Origin of the sequence: Roseovarius nitratireducens (assembly GCF_002925845.1) — a bacterium.
GTDB classification, from domain to species: domain Bacteria; phylum Pseudomonadota; class Alphaproteobacteria; order Rhodobacterales; family Rhodobacteraceae; genus Roseovarius; species Roseovarius nitratireducens.
This window is the reverse complement of the sequence record NZ_PDNI01000028.1, coordinates 57,673-75,274: the sequence shown is the minus strand read 5'-3', so window position 1 is coordinate 75,274 and position 17,602 is coordinate 57,673. Positions and strand designations below refer to the sequence as shown.

The 17,602-nt window shown below is 59.6% G+C and carries 13 protein-coding genes and 1 pseudogene; 9 read left to right on the top strand and 5 right to left on the bottom strand.

Annotated elements, in window-relative coordinates:
- Positions 1–215 precede the first annotated feature (215 nt).
- Positions 216–2,075 carry a ParB/RepB/Spo0J family partition protein gene (locus tag CRJ03_RS05145; protein ID WP_104017834.1) on the top strand — a complete coding sequence of 620 codons (1,860 nt, stop codon included), beginning with the start codon at positions 216–218 and terminating at the stop codon, positions 2,073–2,075.
- A gap of 109 nt (positions 2,076–2,184) precedes the next feature.
- Here the strand turns inward: CRJ03_RS05145 and CRJ03_RS05140 are convergent, their stop codons facing one another.
- The 3 genes from CRJ03_RS05140 to CRJ03_RS20250 all read right to left on the bottom strand — a co-directional run bounded on the left by CRJ03_RS05140 (position 2,185) and on the right by CRJ03_RS20250 (position 3,860).
- Positions 2,185–2,682, bottom strand: a complete 498-nt coding sequence (locus CRJ03_RS05140; RefSeq protein ID WP_104017833.1) for a hypothetical protein — start codon at positions 2,680–2,682, stop codon at positions 2,185–2,187.
- Positions 2,672–3,022: a helix-turn-helix transcriptional regulator gene (locus tag CRJ03_RS05135; protein ID WP_104017832.1), complete on the bottom strand. Its 351-nt coding sequence runs from the start codon at positions 3,020–3,022 to the stop codon at positions 2,672–2,674. The genes CRJ03_RS05140 and CRJ03_RS05135 overlap by 11 nt, the downstream gene beginning before the upstream one ends.
- A 385-nt stretch (positions 3,023–3,407) precedes the next feature.
- Positions 3,408–3,860, bottom strand: coding sequence for a DUF3768 domain-containing protein (locus tag CRJ03_RS20250; protein WP_240611560.1), 453 nt, complete (start codon positions 3,858–3,860; stop codon positions 3,408–3,410).
- A gap of 265 nt (positions 3,861–4,125) precedes the next feature.
- Here CRJ03_RS20250 and CRJ03_RS05125 point away from each other — a divergent pair, with 265 nt between their 5' ends.
- The 8 genes from CRJ03_RS05125 (at position 4,126) to CRJ03_RS19630 (ending at position 15,599) form a co-directional block, all read left to right on the top strand.
- Positions 4,126–5,352: a type IV secretory system conjugative DNA transfer family protein gene (locus CRJ03_RS05125; RefSeq protein WP_104017831.1), complete on the top strand. Its 1,227-nt coding sequence runs from the start codon at positions 4,126–4,128 to the stop codon at positions 5,350–5,352.
- On the top strand, positions 5,342–5,488 hold the full coding sequence (locus tag CRJ03_RS19820) for a hypothetical protein (protein WP_165375247.1): 147 nt from the start codon (positions 5,342–5,344) through the stop codon (positions 5,486–5,488). Before CRJ03_RS05125 ends, CRJ03_RS19820 begins: the two co-directional genes overlap by 11 nt.
- Positions 5,485–6,960 (top strand): recombinase family protein, encoded by a 1,476-nt coding sequence (locus CRJ03_RS05120; RefSeq protein WP_104017830.1) that lies wholly within the window; start codon positions 5,485–5,487, stop codon positions 6,958–6,960. The genes CRJ03_RS19820 and CRJ03_RS05120 overlap by 4 nt, the downstream gene beginning before the upstream one ends.
- Before the next feature lie 335 nt (positions 6,961–7,295).
- Positions 7,296–8,330, top strand: coding sequence for a protein kinase domain-containing protein (locus tag CRJ03_RS05115; RefSeq protein ID WP_104017829.1), 1,035 nt, complete (start codon positions 7,296–7,298; stop codon positions 8,328–8,330).
- Between the two features lie 184 nt (positions 8,331–8,514).
- Positions 8,515–10,542, top strand: a complete 2,028-nt coding sequence (locus CRJ03_RS05110) for an ATP-dependent nuclease (RefSeq protein WP_104017828.1) — start codon at positions 8,515–8,517, stop codon at positions 10,540–10,542.
- Entirely contained in the window at positions 10,539–12,857 is a 2,319-nt protein-coding gene (locus tag CRJ03_RS05105; protein ID WP_206018303.1) for an nSTAND3 domain-containing NTPase, read from the top strand. The genes CRJ03_RS05110 and CRJ03_RS05105 overlap by 4 nt, the downstream gene beginning before the upstream one ends.
- Positions 12,858–12,991: 134 nt before the next feature.
- A protein-coding gene (locus tag CRJ03_RS05100; protein ID WP_439126619.1) for an IS3 family transposase occupies positions 12,992–14,130 on the top strand; the annotation gives its coding sequence in 2 pieces (ribosomal slippage) (positions 12,992–13,276 and positions 13,279–14,130; 1,137 coding nt in all).
- Positions 14,131–14,327: 197 nt separating this feature from the next.
- Positions 14,328–15,599 (top strand): ComEC/Rec2 family competence protein, encoded by a 1,272-nt coding sequence (locus tag CRJ03_RS19630; protein WP_129590246.1) that lies wholly within the window; start codon positions 14,328–14,330, stop codon positions 15,597–15,599.
- Positions 15,600–16,137: 538 nt separating this feature from the next.
- On the opposite strand, the pseudogene CRJ03_RS05085 reads toward CRJ03_RS19630, so the two are convergent.
- Positions 16,138–16,728, bottom strand: a pseudogene (locus CRJ03_RS05085) (transposase family protein); the annotation flags it as partial.
- A gap of 141 nt (positions 16,729–16,869) precedes the next feature.
- On the bottom strand, positions 16,870–17,502 hold the full coding sequence (locus CRJ03_RS05080) for a hypothetical protein (protein WP_129590245.1): 633 nt from the start codon (positions 17,500–17,502) through the stop codon (positions 16,870–16,872).
- Positions 17,503–17,602: the final 100 nt, after the last annotated feature.

Genomic DNA, 17,602 nt, shown 5'->3' with positions numbered 1-17,602 from the left:
GGTTCCTCCCACGCGTTCCGCGCGGGCCCCTCCGATTTCCGCCGTCTCCGGCCCCCTGTCTCTCCGGCCGGTGCGGCCGCAGGGCCGGCTGCGCCCGCCCCTGCTCTGCCTTTCGGAAAGCACGGGGGCTTTCCTCAATTCAGATCGGGGCGGTCTCCGCAATCGTGGGCGGGTCCGAGAGGGACCAGTCACGGCAAACCCAAAGGAGAGAAAAGATGAACGAACAATCTGGAATGAAACAAGCGAGCACGGTCTCACCGGAGCAAGGCGAGATCGGCATCGAATGGCTGCCCTTCGAGAACCTGCATATCTCGAACCTCAATGGACGGACCATGATCGACGAGGACGGAATAGAGCGCCTTGCAGAGAATATCCGCGAGGTAGGTCTCATCCACAATCTCGCGGGGCTGCGCGAAGGCGATGGCCGGGTCGGGATCGTTGCCGGAGGCCGCCGCCTGCGTGCGCTGGCGCTGTTGCAGGACCAGGAAAGGTTCAGGGTCGTACCGGTCAGGGTAACCGACGATATCGACGTGGCGAAGGTCTGGGCAGCTTCCGAGAATAACGTGCGCGAAGCGCTGCATCCGGCGGACGAAATCCGCGAGTACGGGCGCATGGCAAGCGACGGGTTGCCGGTTCCGGCCATCGCGGTCGCGTTCGGAAAATCGGAGGCGCATGTCTATCGCCGTCTCAAGCTGGCGGGCCTGCCCGAGCCGGTGCTGGACGCACTCTGCGCCGATGAGATCACGCTCGGCATGGCCGCGTGTTTCACCCTCTGCAACGACGACGCGCTGGCGCTCAAGGTGCTCGAGCAGGTGCGCGGCGGGGCGATGAGCGAGCACCATCTCAAGCGAATGCTCAAGCCCGATTGCGTCAAGAGCACGGACAGACGGGCACGCTTCGTGGGCGAGGCAGCATATACCGAGGCCGGAGGCCGTCTGACCCGCGACCTCTTTGCCGACGAGGTGCTCTATGACGATGCAGGTCTTCTCGACGAGGTGTTCGGTCAGATGCTTGAGGAAGCTGCCGAGGAGGTTCGGGCATCGGAAGGTTGGAAATGGGTCGAGGCCTGTCCCGAGACATATGTCGGCTGGCACCAGATCGAAGCGATGAAGGCGGCACGGGTCTATCCCGAGGCCGGAACGCTGAGCGAGGATCAGTCGCAGCGATATGACGAACTGGCGGAACTGGCGGAAGCCGGTGAATTGGACGATGCCGCCGAGGCCGAGTTGGAAGCTCTGCAGCGAATTCTGGACGGGACATACTCCGAAGTGCAGAAGGTGCTCTCCGGTGCCATCGTCCATGTCGATCGCGAGGGCGCTCTCACGGTCTGCGGTGGGCTGGTCGCCAAGGAGGACAGGGACGCCGCCATCGCGGCGGGCATTCTCGGGCCTTCCGCCCACGATACGGCATCGGACCGGCCCCAACCGGCCATCCCGGCCAAGTTGCAGCACGATCTGGATTGCATCTTTCGCGGGGCGCGGCAGAATGCGCTGCTCGGGCATCCCGATCTGCTTCTCGACCTGCTGGCCTTCCAACTCGCAGGCCGGATGGGCTATCGCAGCGCCTTCGGTCAGCGCACGGACGATGTGCCGAACATGCCGGAGCAGAGCGACGGGTATGCACTAGACAAGCGCCTGATCGAGCCGGGCTTCTGCCCGAAAGACCCAGTCGGGTCCGATCTGGCGCGCGGCTTCCGGGCTTTCCGCAATCAGGGGCGCAAGGCCACCCGGGCGGAACTCACGCGGCAGCTTTCGGCGCTGTTGTCGATTGAGGACGAGAAGCTCGGGCAGCTTGTGGACAAGGAGGCGGGCACATCCATCCGCTCCGTCTGGACACCCACGGCTGCCGGGTTCTTCAAACGGGTGCGGGGGGATTATCTCGACGATCTCTTTCGCGAGCTTCTGGGCCTCAAGCCGAACCATCCGAGCGCAACCACCTTCGCCCGGCTCAAGAAGATGGAAAAAGCGGAGCGGCTCGAGAAGCTGTTCGCCGACCCCGAATACCGCACGACCGCCGGTCTGAGCGAGGCGCAGATAGCGAAGATCGATGCGTGGCTGCCGGAGGGAATGGGATAAGAAGCCGGACCGGGGCGCGGGTGACCGCGCCCCGTACAACCCGAAAGACGAAAAGCCGCATCCTTGCCGGTGCGGCTTTGCCGTGAAGAACTGCCTCTGCGCACGGGCTTCAGTCTCCGGGGGACGCGGCGCATCCCGCATCGTCTTCCCCGACAAGCCCGGCATCGCGTGCGAGCGCGAGAGCCTCGAAGATAACCAGCCGGTAGGGCTCCTTCTTCCAGATCGGCGGTTTCCGGGGAACCTCGTGCGCGAGGTCTGGAAACCGGCCTGCGAGGTCGGCGGCCTCCAGATAGAAATTCGGAAAGCGCCGCTGGCGCTGCACGACCAGATTGAGAATGGCCAGATCGTCGCCGACCTCGACGAACGCACGCAGGATCGACAATTGACGTCCGCCCTTTCGGCTGTCCGCATCCGGGTTTTCGCTCACCAGCACCTCCGGTTCGAAGGTCCGCACCCAGCCGCGCAGACGCTGAACCGCAGCAACCGCCGACCGGGCACCGCGTTCGGATGTCGTCCAGCCCTTCAGCGTCTGGCCTTCCAGCAGCACACAACCGATGCGCCCGGAGCGGGCGGCGACCGACAGAACACGTCGGACTTCAGCCGTCATGGTCGGCCTGATTTTCCACGAGTAGCCGGTGGGTCAGGCGTTCGATCGTGCTTTGCCGGCGAAACGCTTCGGACGAGCCGACCGGTGTGTCAGGCAACGTCTCGATCTTTTGCATGATCGTCCGGCGCAGCTCACGCATGAGCGGGCCGTGGAGGCTTTCAAAGTTGCGCCCGTAGAGAATCGAGAGCGCATGGATTTCCCGCAATGTCGGCGGGCGCAGACCGCGTTCGATATCGCTGATCTGGTGGGGCGACGCCCCGATAAGATGGCCGCACTCGGCCTGTGTGAGACCGGATTTGCGGCGCGCGACCTTGAGGTCGAAAATGAACTCGTCAAACATGGATGTGTTTGGTTAGGACAGATCGACACTGGGCCCGATCCCGGGTGTTCTCGATCTGCCCGCGTTGAATAAAGAACTGTGCTCGACGCTGTACCGGCCCTCCGGCCGCGACCCGGCAGTTTTGAAAACGGGTTTTGCCTTGCCGCTCAGGGCCCGAACCCGGGGTGAGAGGCGAGGGGGCGAAAGGGCGAAGCCCGTTTCGCCTCTCCCGGATTCGGCCCGGTAGCGGCAAAACCCGTTTTCAATCCCCGAGTATTGCTATTCTCGCCGATCCCGCGGATCGAAACCAGACCCGGCGCGATGCGATACCCGAACATCAAAAGGCCCGCCCGGTTCGGGCGAGCCATCTGGGTTCCCATGCCGTCATGCGGCAGGCGCGGATACGTCAGTACTCGCTCGCCAGCATGATCGTGAGCACCCGGTGCGTCACCTCCGGGTTCGCCGCATCCGGGGAGTGCCCCGTGAGGTCCCGGTCGTAGTAGTCGATTTTCCAGAACACCTTGGTGGTGCCGTGGTCGACCGCCCCGAAATCATGTTCCTTGTGGGGATCGTTGTCTTCCGAGAAATCGGAGAACGTCTGCACCGACCGCAGGATCGCGGTTCGGGCGTCCTCGCCGAGCGACTCGATACCGCTCGTTATCATGATCGCCCCGTGCAGAACGTCGCCGCGCCGGAGCGCGTCGTTGAGACGACGGATGCGTTTTTTGCGAAACGCCTCATCGATCTCCCAGGCGATCTCGGTTTCCCCGCCGCAGGTCTCGCAGTGGAACCTGTCGAAGGTCGCCTGCAACTCCCAGGCACAGGTCAGGTTGTTCCAGATCGCCCACGCATCCCGCAAAACGGCGCTCTTTTTGCAAGTTCCGCAGACAGGGTACGCCCCTACCAGCGCGCCTGCATCGCGTTCATGTATACCCATTGTTGCTTCTCCTTCCGCTGGGTGGCCGCCCGAAACCGTTTCAGGCGCACCCGACGAAAGGAGAAAAGAACCGACCTGAACGGATGCTCCCATCGTCTTCGACGGTCCGCAAGACCCGGTGAACAGCAACCGACCCGAATCTGCCGCCGGGACTTTGCCATCGCCGTCGCGCTGTCAAACTGGAGAAATGAAGCCTTCGCGAGAAACCGTCACAACGCTCGGCCTGGCGCATCGTCACTACGGGGATTTTGCCTTCGGCCTTCGCCAGACCGACCGGCTGATGCATTGCTACATTATCGGCCAGACCGGCACCGGCAAGTCGACGCTTCTGGGCAACATGGCCCTGCAGGACGCCGCGCAGGGCAACGGATTCTGCCTGGTCGATCCGCATGGCGATCTGGCCGAACGGCTGTCGGAGACGCTCGGAGATCGGGCGATTTCCTGGACGGTCGCCGACCCGGACAGCCCCTACGGATACAACCCTCTCACACGCGTCTCGCCGCCGCTGCGCCCCCTGATCGCCTCGGGCCTCGTCGAGACCCTGAAACGGCAATGGGAAGACGCCTGGGGCGTGCGCATGGAGCACCTGTTGCGCCATGCGGTGCTCGCGCTGCTCGACACGCCACGCACCGACCTGCGCGACATCCTGCGGCTGTTTCTCGAACGGGATTTCCGCATGGATGTTCTGGAATATGTCAGCGATCCGCAGCTGCGCCAGTTCTGGATGCAGGAGTATCCGAAGATGAACTACAAGAACGCCGCCGACGGGTTGGCCCCCATTGCCAACAAGCTTGGCGCGTTCCTCTCCCATCCGGTGGTACGCCGGGCTGTTTGCGAGCCGAACGAGCCGCTGCGCTTTCGCCGGCTCATGGACGAGCGCGGTATCCTGATCGTCAATCTCGCCAAGGGACGGCTCGGCACGGATATCGCCAACGTGCTCGGCGGGCTCATCGTTTCCGGCATCGCTCATGCGGCCTTCACCCGGCACGACATACCCGAAGGGGCACGCCAACCCTTCTTTCTCTATGTCGACGAATTCCACGCCTTTACCACCGAAACCGTGGCCAACCTCTTGTCCGAGACCCGCAAGTACCGCCTCGGCGTCGTGCTCGGCCAGCAGCACACCCAGCAGTCGAGCCCGGCCGTCTTCGCCTCGGTCATGGGCAATGCCGGCACGCTGATCGCCTTCCGCATCGGCGCGGCGGACGCGCCGGTCATATCGGCGCAGCTCGGCGGAGTGGAGCCGCGCGATCTGGTGAACCTGCCGAACTACCGCGCCTTCGTGCGGATGATGATCGACGGACAGCCCGCGCCAGCGTTTACGATGACGGCCCGGCCTGGCTCTTTCGGTTCCGGCGAGGGCCGGGACTGGCTCCGGCGCGCGGACCGGATACACTGGTCGAATGACACATGACGACCATCTGCAGGAACATCTGGAGCTCTGCAAATCGATCTACGACGAACTGCGCAAGGCCGGCAAATGGCCTTGGCCGGATTCGCCAAATCTTGAAAATCTGGTAGAGTCTGACGATAACGACAGACCCGTATGAAGCCCTGTTTCGGTTACACCCGGGTTTCCACGCTTAGGCAAGGCGACGGCGCCTCGCTGGAAGCCCAGAAAGACGCAATCACGGGCTTTGCGAGTCAAAACAATCTCGAGATCGTCCAATGGTTCGAGGAGAAGGAAACCGCGTCCCGGATCGGGCGGCCGGTCTTCGGCGAGATGCTGGGTGCATTGCGCGACGGCAAGGCCGAGGGGCTCGTCATGCACAAGATCGACCGGTCGGCCCGGAACTTTTCCGACTGGGCCCGGCTTGACGATGTTGCTCGGCTCGGGATCAAGGTCTACTTCGCCGCCGATAGCCTCGATTTCGACAGCCGCGGCGGACGGCTACTCGCCGACATCCAGATGGCGCTGGCCGCCGACTACAGCCGCAACCTCAGCCTGGAGGTGAAGAAAGGCATCTACGGGCGCGTGCGGCACGGCATCTATCCGTTTCGCGCGCCGATCGGGTACCTCGATACGGGCGGCGGAAACCCCAAGTCGATCGATCCGGTCAAGGGACCGTTGGTCAAAAAGCTCTTCGAGCTTTATGCCTCGGGAGAATATTCCATCACCAGCCTGACCGAAGAGATGCGCAGGCGTGGGCTCACCGGCTACGGCGCGCGGCCCGCGGTACGGCGCAACATCGAGACTATTCTACGCAACCCGTTCTACTGCGGCAAGATGCGGATTGCCGGCAAGCTATATCCGGGCATCCATGAGCCGCTAATCTCGGCCGCGAGGTTCCGGCGCGTTCAGGCCATCAAGAAATCGCGTCACGTCAAGAAATCGACGAGGCACCGACTGTTGTTCCGGGGGCTGTTTCATTGTGCGGCATGCCACGGGTTGTTGTCCGGCGAACGCCAGAAAGCGCACATTTACTATCGCTGTCACTCGAGGGGATGCGCCGCGAAAACCATACGAGAAGATCGTCTTGAGCATAGCCTCATTGCCATACTGCGGAGAATTCAAATTGCGCAGGATGACCAGGAAAAAATAGCAGACGGCATCCGGCGCTGGTTCGACAATAACGGGACGGACGAGATCGAAAAATCTCTTCGCTTGCGCATTGCCGATGCCCGGGCGCGCCACGACCGCTTGACCGACCTTCTGGTCGACGGAGCCATCGAGCAAGAGGCCTTTCAGTCGCGCAAGGAAAGCAACGAATTCGAGCTGCAGCACCTGCGGGAAGAACTGGCAGCACTCGAGAGCCAGAGTGCCAAGCGGCAAGACTACGACCGGCTTTTGGAAATGGCAATGGATCTCGTGGCTTTGTACGAGTCCGGATCGCGTTTGCAGAAACGCCGATTGATCAAGAATTGCCTCGAGGACAGATGGATCGACAACGGCGTGGTGACAGCGCACGCAGCCAAATGGCTGATCGAACTTCCGCGGTTTGGTGACGGCGGAGAAAGAGAGCTGGATTATCGGGTTTTCAATCTCGCAGTGAGAGAGGCGGAACAATCGGAGTCAGTGTGATCCATAGTGCGATCAGCGAGGGATAATCGGGCGAAAGGGCGGATTTCCGACCTTCGCTGCGCTGGTCACGAATGGCATCAACGCGCAGGAAGCGGAGTTTGCAAACTTGCGGAGCCAGCGCCCGCCGGAGCGGCGTGACCGGCCCATACCCGCCTTTTGGGTGGGCGTGTGTTTGCTGCGGCGCAGCTTCCGAAAGCCGACATCGGCTCATCCTGGAAAACTTGGCATTGCCGTTCGTCCGAAAGCGTTCCGCATCATGCCCAGGATAGCATCTCGACGCATCTCACATACCTTCGGGGCTTACCATATCCGTCCATTTCCGTTAGCGTCTCAGCATGACACGACGCCCTATTTCGCAAATCCGGAACGGACGAGTATCCATCGACGGCGTCGAGATGTTTATCGATGGGTTTGCGCTCGTGGAAGAGCTTGGTAGCGGCGCGAATGGGACGGTTTACAGGGCCACTGATACCCTACTCGGACGAGACGTCGCTATTAAGGTTTGGAACCTGAATGGCTTGGAGCGCTCAAGAGACGAAATTTCCAAAATCGCACAGTTTCAGCACCCGTTGATAGTTTCAACGTACCGCTTTGATTATGCTGGTGACGCACCCTATGCCGTGATGGAACTGGTCGAAGGAGTGACCGGCAAGGAATGGCTGAAAAAAGATCCCAACCTACGAGCCCGAATGCGTTTTTGGGGTCGCTATGCTGAGGCTCTTGGCATTTTACACCGCTCGGGTACAGTTCATGGAGACCCACACCTAGGAAATGTCATATTGTCAGACTCGGGCTGCAAGTCGATGCAAACAGGCATAGACACAGGCTTTGTTTTCAAGCTGGCAGATACTGGAACCAGCGTTTTTTGGGCTAATCACGATGACTTCGAGACCCGGGAAGAGAACTTGATCGTTGAGACCGCCAGAAAGCTATTCAAACCTTTTGGACTGGGGAAGGTTTTCAAAATCCCAACGAACATCTCATATGAGCTGGCGGTTGCGCTCATTGATCGGTTCGTCGAGTATCTTTGGCGAGTGTATGATTGTGTTGATTGGGATCGACGAAGTGAAAATGCAAACTTCATCGCAGAGCATATCATCGCAGCACCACTGTTTGACCTCAAGGCGGCGGTTAAGCAGGTTTCAAAGTCGGGCGTCACCGACGCTGGTCGACTTTGCCGACGCTTGAACGCAAGCCTTTTAAACGGAGGCGTTTTGGATTTGGATCAAGATGAGCTCTGTTCTGGCGCTTTGACTGAGCTTGAAGCACAGAAAACCGCCTTAGTCACATCCTTGCAGGAACGAACACACCCCGGTTTCGGGGTTGAACGACCTGGAAGGTCGTCATTTCGCTTGGCTTACTGGTATTAAACTTACAACGGCCCATAGCTGCCTATCGATGACATCAGAGGCAGGGTCCGCTTCGCGCCCCGGTGAGCAGTGGCCGATACGCGTGCATCGGCCATCCCACCTTGCGAGGTGCCGGTCCGGACGATAATAATTGCCTTTGAATTGAAGTGATTGAAATCGAAAATTAAGAACATGGGGAAGGGAAATGCAGCTCGAGCGCGCGCGCATAAAAAACTTTAGATCGCTTCGAGATGTAGAAGTCGGCTTCGGTGAGCATACGGCGTTCATCGGCGGCAACGGCGCGGGCAAGTCGTCGATACTGAAAGCGATCGAAAAATTTTACTCGACGTCGAAGAACTGTGACGCTGACGACTTCTTCGGCCGCGATCAGGAGCAGCCGATCGAGATTGAACTCACTTTTCATCAGCTGAGCGTTGAGGAAGCGGCGTCGTTCGAGGACCGAGTTCGCGACGGCAAGCTGGTCGTTACCCGTATCTTCGATGGTGGCGCCTCAAGCGGGCGCTATCACGGTGTCATTCCTCAAATCCCCGACTTCGTCACGATCCGTTCGCAATCCACCGCGACACAGAAACGCGCAGCCTACAATGACCTGCGCGAAAACAATCCGCTCTACGCGGATTTACCCAACGCCGGCAGCGCCGCCGCGGTTAACCAGACGCTGCTGGATTGGGAGGCGGCCCATCCCGAGCAACTGGTCCTGTTGCCCGATGACGGGCAATTCTTCGGCTTTCAGAATAACAGCCGCGGCAAGCTCCAGAGGCATACGAGCTTCGTTTTCGTCCCGGCTGTGCGCGAAGCATCGGCCGATGCGGCCGATGGCAAGACTAGCGTTATCGGCAAGCTGCTCGAGTTGTTGGTGCGTAGCCAGATTTTGCAGCGACCCGATGTCCAGGCCTTTAAAGCGCAGATGACGGAAGCCTATCAGGCGTTGGTTGCGGCGGAAAATATGCCCGAGCTTGGCACATTGGCGGGGGCGCTCACCGCCGACCTGCGAGGCCTGTACCAAGATGCGGAGGTCGCCCTCACTTGGCGGGAGATCGGAGAGATGCCGGTCCCGTTGCCGATGGCGGACGTGTTTCTCAAGGACGACGGTTTCGGTGGCCCGGTCGATAGGCAGGGTCACGGCCTGCAACGCGCCTTCATCTTCACCCTGCTCCAACATCTGGCGCGCACGGCGGTCCCGGTAGCTGACGATGCAGGTGCCAGGGATGCGGGAGGAGGCGCTCCCGACAGTCCCGCGGCGGCCGCCCAGGCGCCGACATTGATCCTCGCGATTGAGGAGCCCGAGCTCTACCAGCATCCGACCAAGCAGCGGCATTTTGCCGAGGTGCTGCGCGGGCTTAGCAACGGCACGCTTCCAGGCGCCCAGGGGCATACCCAGATCATATTCGGCTCGCACTCGCCGATGTTCATTTCGATGGGCAAAGCCGACGAGATCCGTCTCACCCGCCGCTCAGCTTGCACTGACAGCGCGTTCAAGCAGTGCAGCTTACAGGCCCTTGATCTCGGTATTGTGGCGCAGAAGCTCGAACGCGGTTGGGATAAGCCCGCCGACTCGTACAGCGCACAGACCTTGATGCCGCGGCTCCACATTCTGGGCGCCGAACTGGCCGAGGGATTCTTCGCGAATGGCGTCATCCTGGTCGAGGGCCGCAGCGACAAAGCGGCGCTCACGGCGACCGCGCGGATGCTAGGCGTCAACTTCGAGGCGGCCGGTATCGCCATCCTTTCTGCTGAGGGCAAGTCCAACCTCGACCGTCCTTATGTCATTTTCCGCGAGCTGGGCATTCCGACCTTCCTGCTCTGGGATTGCGATCAACATCTGCCCGAAGCGAAGCGAAAGCCCGCAACCGACCTTGCCTTGTGCAAGCTCGCAAGGCCGGACCAAGAGTTCAATGCCGCCCCAAGCCATGACCTTGTCAGCGATTGCTATGCGCATTTCGGCAATGCGCTGGAAAACCGTCTCAAGGAGGACATCACCCCGGACATTCACGCCACGTGCCTCGCTGCTGCCTGCGCGCCCTTCGGCGTGGATCCGAGCAATGACACGCAGAAAATCCCCGAGGTCGTCTATGGGACATTGCGGCGCGCCCAGGAGCAAGGTCGCGAAAGCAAAATGTTGAATGATCTGGTTAGGGCAATGTGGCGCTTTTTCCACGATGAGGACCTGCCTGACCCGCCACTACCGCAGACGCCGGTATCCGTCGCATGAGCGTCGACAACGGCATAAGCCAAGTTGTGTCGGCCCGAGAGCGCCGCGCGCATGGGCCATGGAGCGACCTCGCACTACATACGATAGGTTGGCGTGCATTCCAGGATCTCTGCTCGCAGGTCTGCGAGGTGGTGCTCGGTCGTCCGGTCGAGATTTTTCGGGAAGCGCAGGATGGCGGCCAAGACGCGGTATTTCTCATACCGTCGGGATCGGGTGCGCCCTCCATCGGCACAATTCAGTGCAAGCACACCTCAGATGCGGGCAAGGCGCTCAAGGCGGGTGACCTATCGGGCGAGATCGAAAACGTCGAGGAACTGGTCAAGGCCGGTCTGGCCGACACTTACGTCTTCCTGACCAACATGAGCATCGATGCACCCGTCGCCGCCACGATGCGCGCGCGATTGCGCGCGCTCGGCGTGCGCAAACCGCATATCCTTGGCCGCCAGTATATTGTCCGGGTCATCAGGAGCAGCGCTCGCCTGCGCGCTCTCGTTCCACAGGTCTATGGTCTTGGCGATTTGACTTCGATTGTCGACGAGCGGCTCGGCGAACAGAGCAGGGCGCTCCTCGACAGTTGGATTCCGAAGCTGCGGACTTATGTTCCGACCAAGGCCCATCGCGACGCCGTTAACGCCATCTCGGATCATGGCGTTGTGCTCCTGCTAGGCAACCCGTCGAGCGGCAAATCGGCGATCGGCGCCATCATTTCCACGATCGCATCTGAGAATCCGGATAACACCGTCCTTGCTCTCACGAGCCCGCGCGATTTCGAGACGGGCTGGAATCCAAACGACCCCGGGCGGTTTTTCTGGATCGACGACGCATTCGGTTCGAACGTGCTGCGCGACGACTATGTCCAGGACTGGGCCTCTGCGTTTTCGAAGTTGCGTGCGGCGATCAAGCACGGCAATCGCTTCCTGCTGACGTCGCGCAAGCACATTTATGAGGGTGCGCAGCGGCGGCTCGGCCAGCGCAATCTCGCACAATTCACGGACCGAAGCGCCGTGGTCGATGTGGGCGACCTGACTTTCGACGAAAAATCCCAGATTCTCTACAACCACATCAATTTCGGTGAACAGAGTCAGAGTTGGCGGTCGAGTGTGAAGCCGCACCTTGCGGCCGTTGCCGCCGTCGATGGTTTTCTTCCTGGTATTGCCGAACGGCTTGGGGATCCGAATTTCACTAAGGGGCTGGCGCCGCGCAAGCCCTCGCTTGTCCGCTTCATGGAGGAGCCGACCGAGCACCTTATCGATACCGTCAACGCCTTGGACGACCAGCTGCAGGCGGCGCTTATACTGGTCTATGTCCATCAGGCCGGTTTTGATCCCAGCGACCACGATCCGTTGGCCGCGCAGTCGGTCGCAGAACTGACCGGTTATTCCATCACTAAGATTCAGGATAGCTTTGCGGAGCTGAAGGGGTCTTTCCTTAAGCTTTCCGGACCAAGATGGACCTTCGCACACCCGACGATCTCGGACGCCCTGACAGAGGTCATGCGGCAGAAGCCGCATATGATGGCGGCGTTGATCCGCGGCGCGCCGATCGACACCATTCTAGCAAGCTTCACGTGCGAAGGATCGCCGCTCATCCGAGACGCGCTGGTCATCCCAGCCGCACTGGATGACGCTTTGGTCGCCCGCCTCGGCCGTACGCCCGACGAACGCCACCGGAACCGGATGCTGTTCCACTTCCTGTCCTATCGCGCGAGCGAGGTGGTCTTCTCAAAGGTGGTTCAGCAATATCCGGATTTGTTGCAGCGATCGTCTTGGCGGACCTTTCCCGTCGTAAACGACCCGCAGGTTACCACCTACGGTCGGGCAAATCGCCTTGAACTCTTGCCCGAGACTCTGCGCTTGGAAGCAGCGGACCGGCTCGAGACGGCGGTGCAAGATGCGCTCGACGCCTCTTTCTTCGAGGAAGACGACATGCTCGGCTTATTGTCGCCGCTACAATTGCTCAGCATGGGTATGAAATTGCGGACCACGGTCTTGCCATCCCTCGAAGATCGTATCGACGAAATAGAGGTGGATGCCGATCTCGATGACGAACCCGATAGCCATTTCGAGAAAATGCTCGACCTTCTAAATCGCGTGGAGGCGATTGGCGTCGACGCCGACGCCGCCGATTTAATCGACGAAGCACGCGAACAGGTCAGACGCTCGGTTGAGGTGATCGAAGAGCGCAAGCGCGAGCGGGATGAAGAGGAAGAAAGTGATGCGGACTGGACCCACATCGTGACGCAAAAGAAGGAAGAAGCGCCCGTGCCGCCCGCGGCGACGCGATCGAGATTCGACGACATCGACAATTGGCAGTAACGCAGCGAAAGGCGGATGACATGGCTAAAGAATTTGCTACTGCCTAAGGAGAGGTGGTTCCGGAAATCTGAACAGCCGGGATAAGTGGATTTTCCGTGCAACAGCGGCATGATGCTGCGAGCAAGGAGAAGACCATGGCAAGACGACCGCGCCGGAATCACAGCCCGGCATTCAAGGCGAAAGTGGCGGTAGCTGCGATCAAGGGTGAGAAGACGCTGATCGAGCTGGCGCAGGAGTTCGACGTTCACCCGAACCAGATCAAGCAGTGGCGCGATCAGCTGCTTGAGGGCGCGACCGGGGTTTTCGGCGAAGCTGCGAAGGCCGAGCCGGAACCGATGATCGACGTGAAGACCCTGCATGCGAAGATCGGAGAGTTGACGCTGGAGAACGATTTTTTGTCCGGCGCGCTCGGTAAGGCGGGTCTGCTGCCGAGCGCAAGAAAATGATCGATCCCACCGCCAAGCTGAGCGTCAGCCGCCAGGCCATCATGTTGGGGATCAGCCGGGGCAGCGTCTACTACAAGCCGCGCCCTGTGTCGGACGCCGATCTGAAGCTGATGCACAGGATCGACAAGCTGCACATGGAGTTCCCCTTCGCGGGCATCCGGATGCTGCAGGGGCTGCTGGTCCAGGAAGGCCTCAAGGTCGGGCGGCTGCACGTTGCCACGCTGATGAAGCGCATGGGCATCGAGGCGTTCTATCGCAAGTCGAACACGTCGAAACCGGCGCCGGGGCACAAGATTTACCCATATCTGCTGAGAAAGCTGTCCATCATCCGGCCCAATCAGGTCTGGGCGATGGACATCACCTACATCCCGATGGCGCGCGGGTTCATCTATCTGGCTGCCGTGCTCGACTGGTTCACGCGGCGCGTTCTGGCTTGGCGGGTGTCGATCACGCTGGAGGCGGATTTTTGCATAGAAGTCGTGGAGGAGGCGCTGGCGAAACACGGCACGCCCGAAATCTTCAACACGGATCAGGGCAGCCAGTTCACCTCGACCGACTTCATCAAGGTGCTGGCCTCCCGCGAGATCAAGATCAGCATGGATGGCAAGGGTGCCTGGCGGGACAACATCTTCGTCGAGCGTTTGTGGCGGAGCATAAAATACGAAGAAGTCTACCTGCGGGCCTATGCCAGCGTGTCCGAGGCCCGGGTCGGGATTGGCCGGTATCTGACCTTCTACAACAGCCGACGCCCACATTCATCGCTTGACGGGAGAACCCCCGATCAGGCCTACTTCAACCAGCCAATGCCCAAAGCGGTGGCGGCTTAACCGAGGCGGAAAACCACTTATAAAACGCCCGGAACCTGTTCAGATCAACCGAGCGGCATCCACAAAAGAATGTTCGCAAGCGCAGCTGTCATTAAATTACAAGAAGCTCTTTGGAGGTTTTGATTCCACAAATTATTAGAAATCAGGGCCCGGGTGGCAAATCGCCACGATCAAGATTGGCTATTGAGCCACGAAGCATGGTCGGTCGGATCGAAAGTGTGGAGCGGCACAACGATCGCTCGGCAAGCCGTCACACAATCATCATTGACGCAGCAGATGCGCGCTTCAATCCGGATGACTTGGACGAGCCCGCGAGGAAATGGACGCGAAAGAACCTCGCCATGGTCCGGGTCATGACCACGGCAGACAAGTTCGCGCGAATGGCTGGCCTACCTGGTCCGAATGATGCAGAGGGAAACGAGAATCTCGCGGGCCTTTGGGTTGAAATCTCGCTTCTACCGCCAGGAAAAATCTCCGGGCCGCGTGCGCAGGTCTGTCAACTCGGGGAACGAGGATACGATGAAGTCGAGGTCTTTTCAGTAGCAAGTGTTTCTAACTTTGGATTCGATCCCGAAGAGCCTCCTTCACTGAGCGCCGCTGGCAACGGTGGCAAGCAGTTGGCGGCAAAACTTAGAAAGAAGGGCATCAGATATGATGCGGGGACAAGCGCTCATGAGATCTTCGAACTTGCCTGTATGCTGTCGCCGCACCAGCCTAATTGCGTCACGATCCACGATGTCGGCCACGCCAACTTCATATCGGTGCAGTATGCATCCGGCGAGCCGATTGTACATTTCGATGTCGGCTGGCCATTAGGCTTCAATGCGAAGACCTGTCCACCGTCTGACCCGAACATCATTTTTTCCGAAGTCGTGGTCCTGTCCCATTGGGACTGGGACCATTTTCATGGCTTCCACCGCTGGCCTGATCTTCAAAAGAAAATTTGGGTCGCCCCTGTTCAGGATCTCGGCGCAAATTCTCAGGTCATAGCGGATGAGCTCCATAACTCTGGGCGGCTGTTAAGCATCGGCCCGCAATCACGTTGGGCCGGGATAGTGTTCAATTTTGGTAGCATCAGAATCGCTGACTGTGATCCAACGGTTGTGAAGGGGAAATCGAAAGCGCGGAACAACTCAGGGATTTCAATGACGGTCACCCTAAGTAGCGGCCGACGCGTCTTGATGCCTGGTGATGCCGACTACTCGGGAATCAACTGGCAGTACGTTCCGAAGCTGCATCACCTAGTTGCCCCACATCATGGCGCTTCCGTCGAGGGAAACGTGCCAGCGGGCCTGGCGAGCAATTCAAGGGCGGTGGTATCGATGGGTCTGGTGAACTGCTACCAGCACCCTTCTCCCAAAACTATGGGGGACCTCCACGCCGCGCTTTGGCAAACCGATTTCACGTCTGAAACTCCTACTTTCCTTCGCCCGCCGCACCTTGTACGGGGAAGCGAGGTCTTGACCTGATAGGTAATCGGCTCCCGTGCGCCGATTGCGCCGGAAGCCACCTTACTGACAAGATCGGCCCTGACCGGCCTTTCATCAACGGTGCTCGATGCTGCAGCGCGTCCTGTCATTGCAGACTTTCGCTGCAGCAGCGAAAGAGGCCAGGTTCTCAGGGTCTGTACCCGCGACCGAGCGGTCATTCGATCTGGAATAGCCGAACAGGAAAATCTGGCCCTATTGCGTGGGATGGACGGCGCTTAGTCTGCCTTCGCCTAATGAAGGAACGTGCGATGTGCTCTGAAAACGGATCTGCTCGGCCGACGGTCATGATTGACAATGATCGTGTCAAAGTCACGGAATGGCGCTTCAAGAAGCGGGGGACAATACCGGCTGGCACCGGCATGCTTTTGACTACGTGGTAGTTCCCCTGTTCGATGGTGTTCTTGAAATCGATTTGGGAAATGACGAGCGCGTCGAGGCGCAGATCATGTCGAAGCGCATCGGCCGTGAATAGGCTGTATTCCTGTTGCGCGGCTGCTCTGCGAACTGGATGCGGTTGGTTGTCGGTCAGGACCGTGTGGACCTGGTAAGGCACGGCCTCGAGCATGTGCTGGAAGAACTCCCATGCGGTGCGCCTGTCGGCCTTCTCGACGAGTTGGGTCACCGCAAACTTGCTTGTGCGGTCAATGCCGACGAAGAGATAGAGCTTGCCCTCGGCGGTCGGCACCTCGGCGATGTCGATGTGGAAAGAGCCGATCGGGTAGCGTTTGAACTTCTGCCGCTTCGGCTTGTCGCCATCCACGTCCGGCAGGCGTGATATGCCATGGCGCTGCAGACAGCGATGCAGAGAAGACCGCGTCAAGTTCGGGATCGACGAGTGGAGGGCATAAAGACAGTCGTCCAGCGGCAGCAGTGTGTGCCGCCGGAAGGCAACGATCATGGCCTCCTCTTGCTCACTGAGAACGGTAGAGCGCGGGGCTCTCGGGCCGGCCTTCTGATCCTCAACCGTCTGGCGCTTGCGCCTTTTCGCAACAGTTTTGGGGTTGATCCCCAACTCCCGGCTCAACTCCGAGAGCGAAGCCTGCGATCGCTGTATTGCAGCTATGACCGCGTGCGTGGTCATGGCGCTGCCATGACGAACTTGTCCCATAGTGCTTCCTTCCATTCCTGCGAAAGGATCACACCATCAAACCGTGAGATTGAACAACTAGCAGCATGCAGTCGTCATGTCCTGACTCTGGATTGTAGCGGCCAAAACTCAACCGTTTTAGACCTGCTGACTTCAGAATAGCTATGCCACCAAATGCATTGCGTGCGCGTGGTGAATCCGCAACGACTCGTGTAGCACACTGTGGCCATTCCATTGGTGTGACGTAAGAAACCGGCCGACTGTCAGCCCCCTCCGTTGGTTTGGCTGCAGATTGAAAGGAGCGTTACTCACAAGAGACAAGAAGCTCTCCCGTGCGCGATCGCTCTTGTGAGCGATTGCGTTGCGAACACGCTTGAGTTTGTCCAAGTCGCCTTGCCGGGGAAGCGGCGCTGCGAATCTGTGTCCTAAAGGCAAAAAGGTATCCGCCCGCGATCTCACTTGTCCAAAATCCCACTCCACAAACCTCTGAGGGTGGTCGGGATGAAACAGAATCCGCTCTGCCATGCGGCGAGGCGCACCTTTCACGCGGAACTTCGTAACATCCTTCTGGACAAAGCCAGATGGCTCCATCGCCAGATCATCGATAAGAAGCAGACGAATGAACTCTTCCCATTGGGTCCATGCGCTGAGGAAGAGCCCTTCCGACAGCTTATGGTGATCCGGAAAGGTCAGCGCCCCTTGCGGGCCAAGCATTCCCCCAAGCTTGGCGGCGATTGACCGAAGGTGACTGAGAGACTGAAGGAAATCATCGCGTCGATCTTCTTGGGTAGCCATGCGTCGATCTAAACGTGCGTTGGCTCTGGAAGCCAGAACTTTAAGGCGTTTAAATGCCTACTCATGCAAAATATGTCAGCTATGCTGATCCCTTGCATCA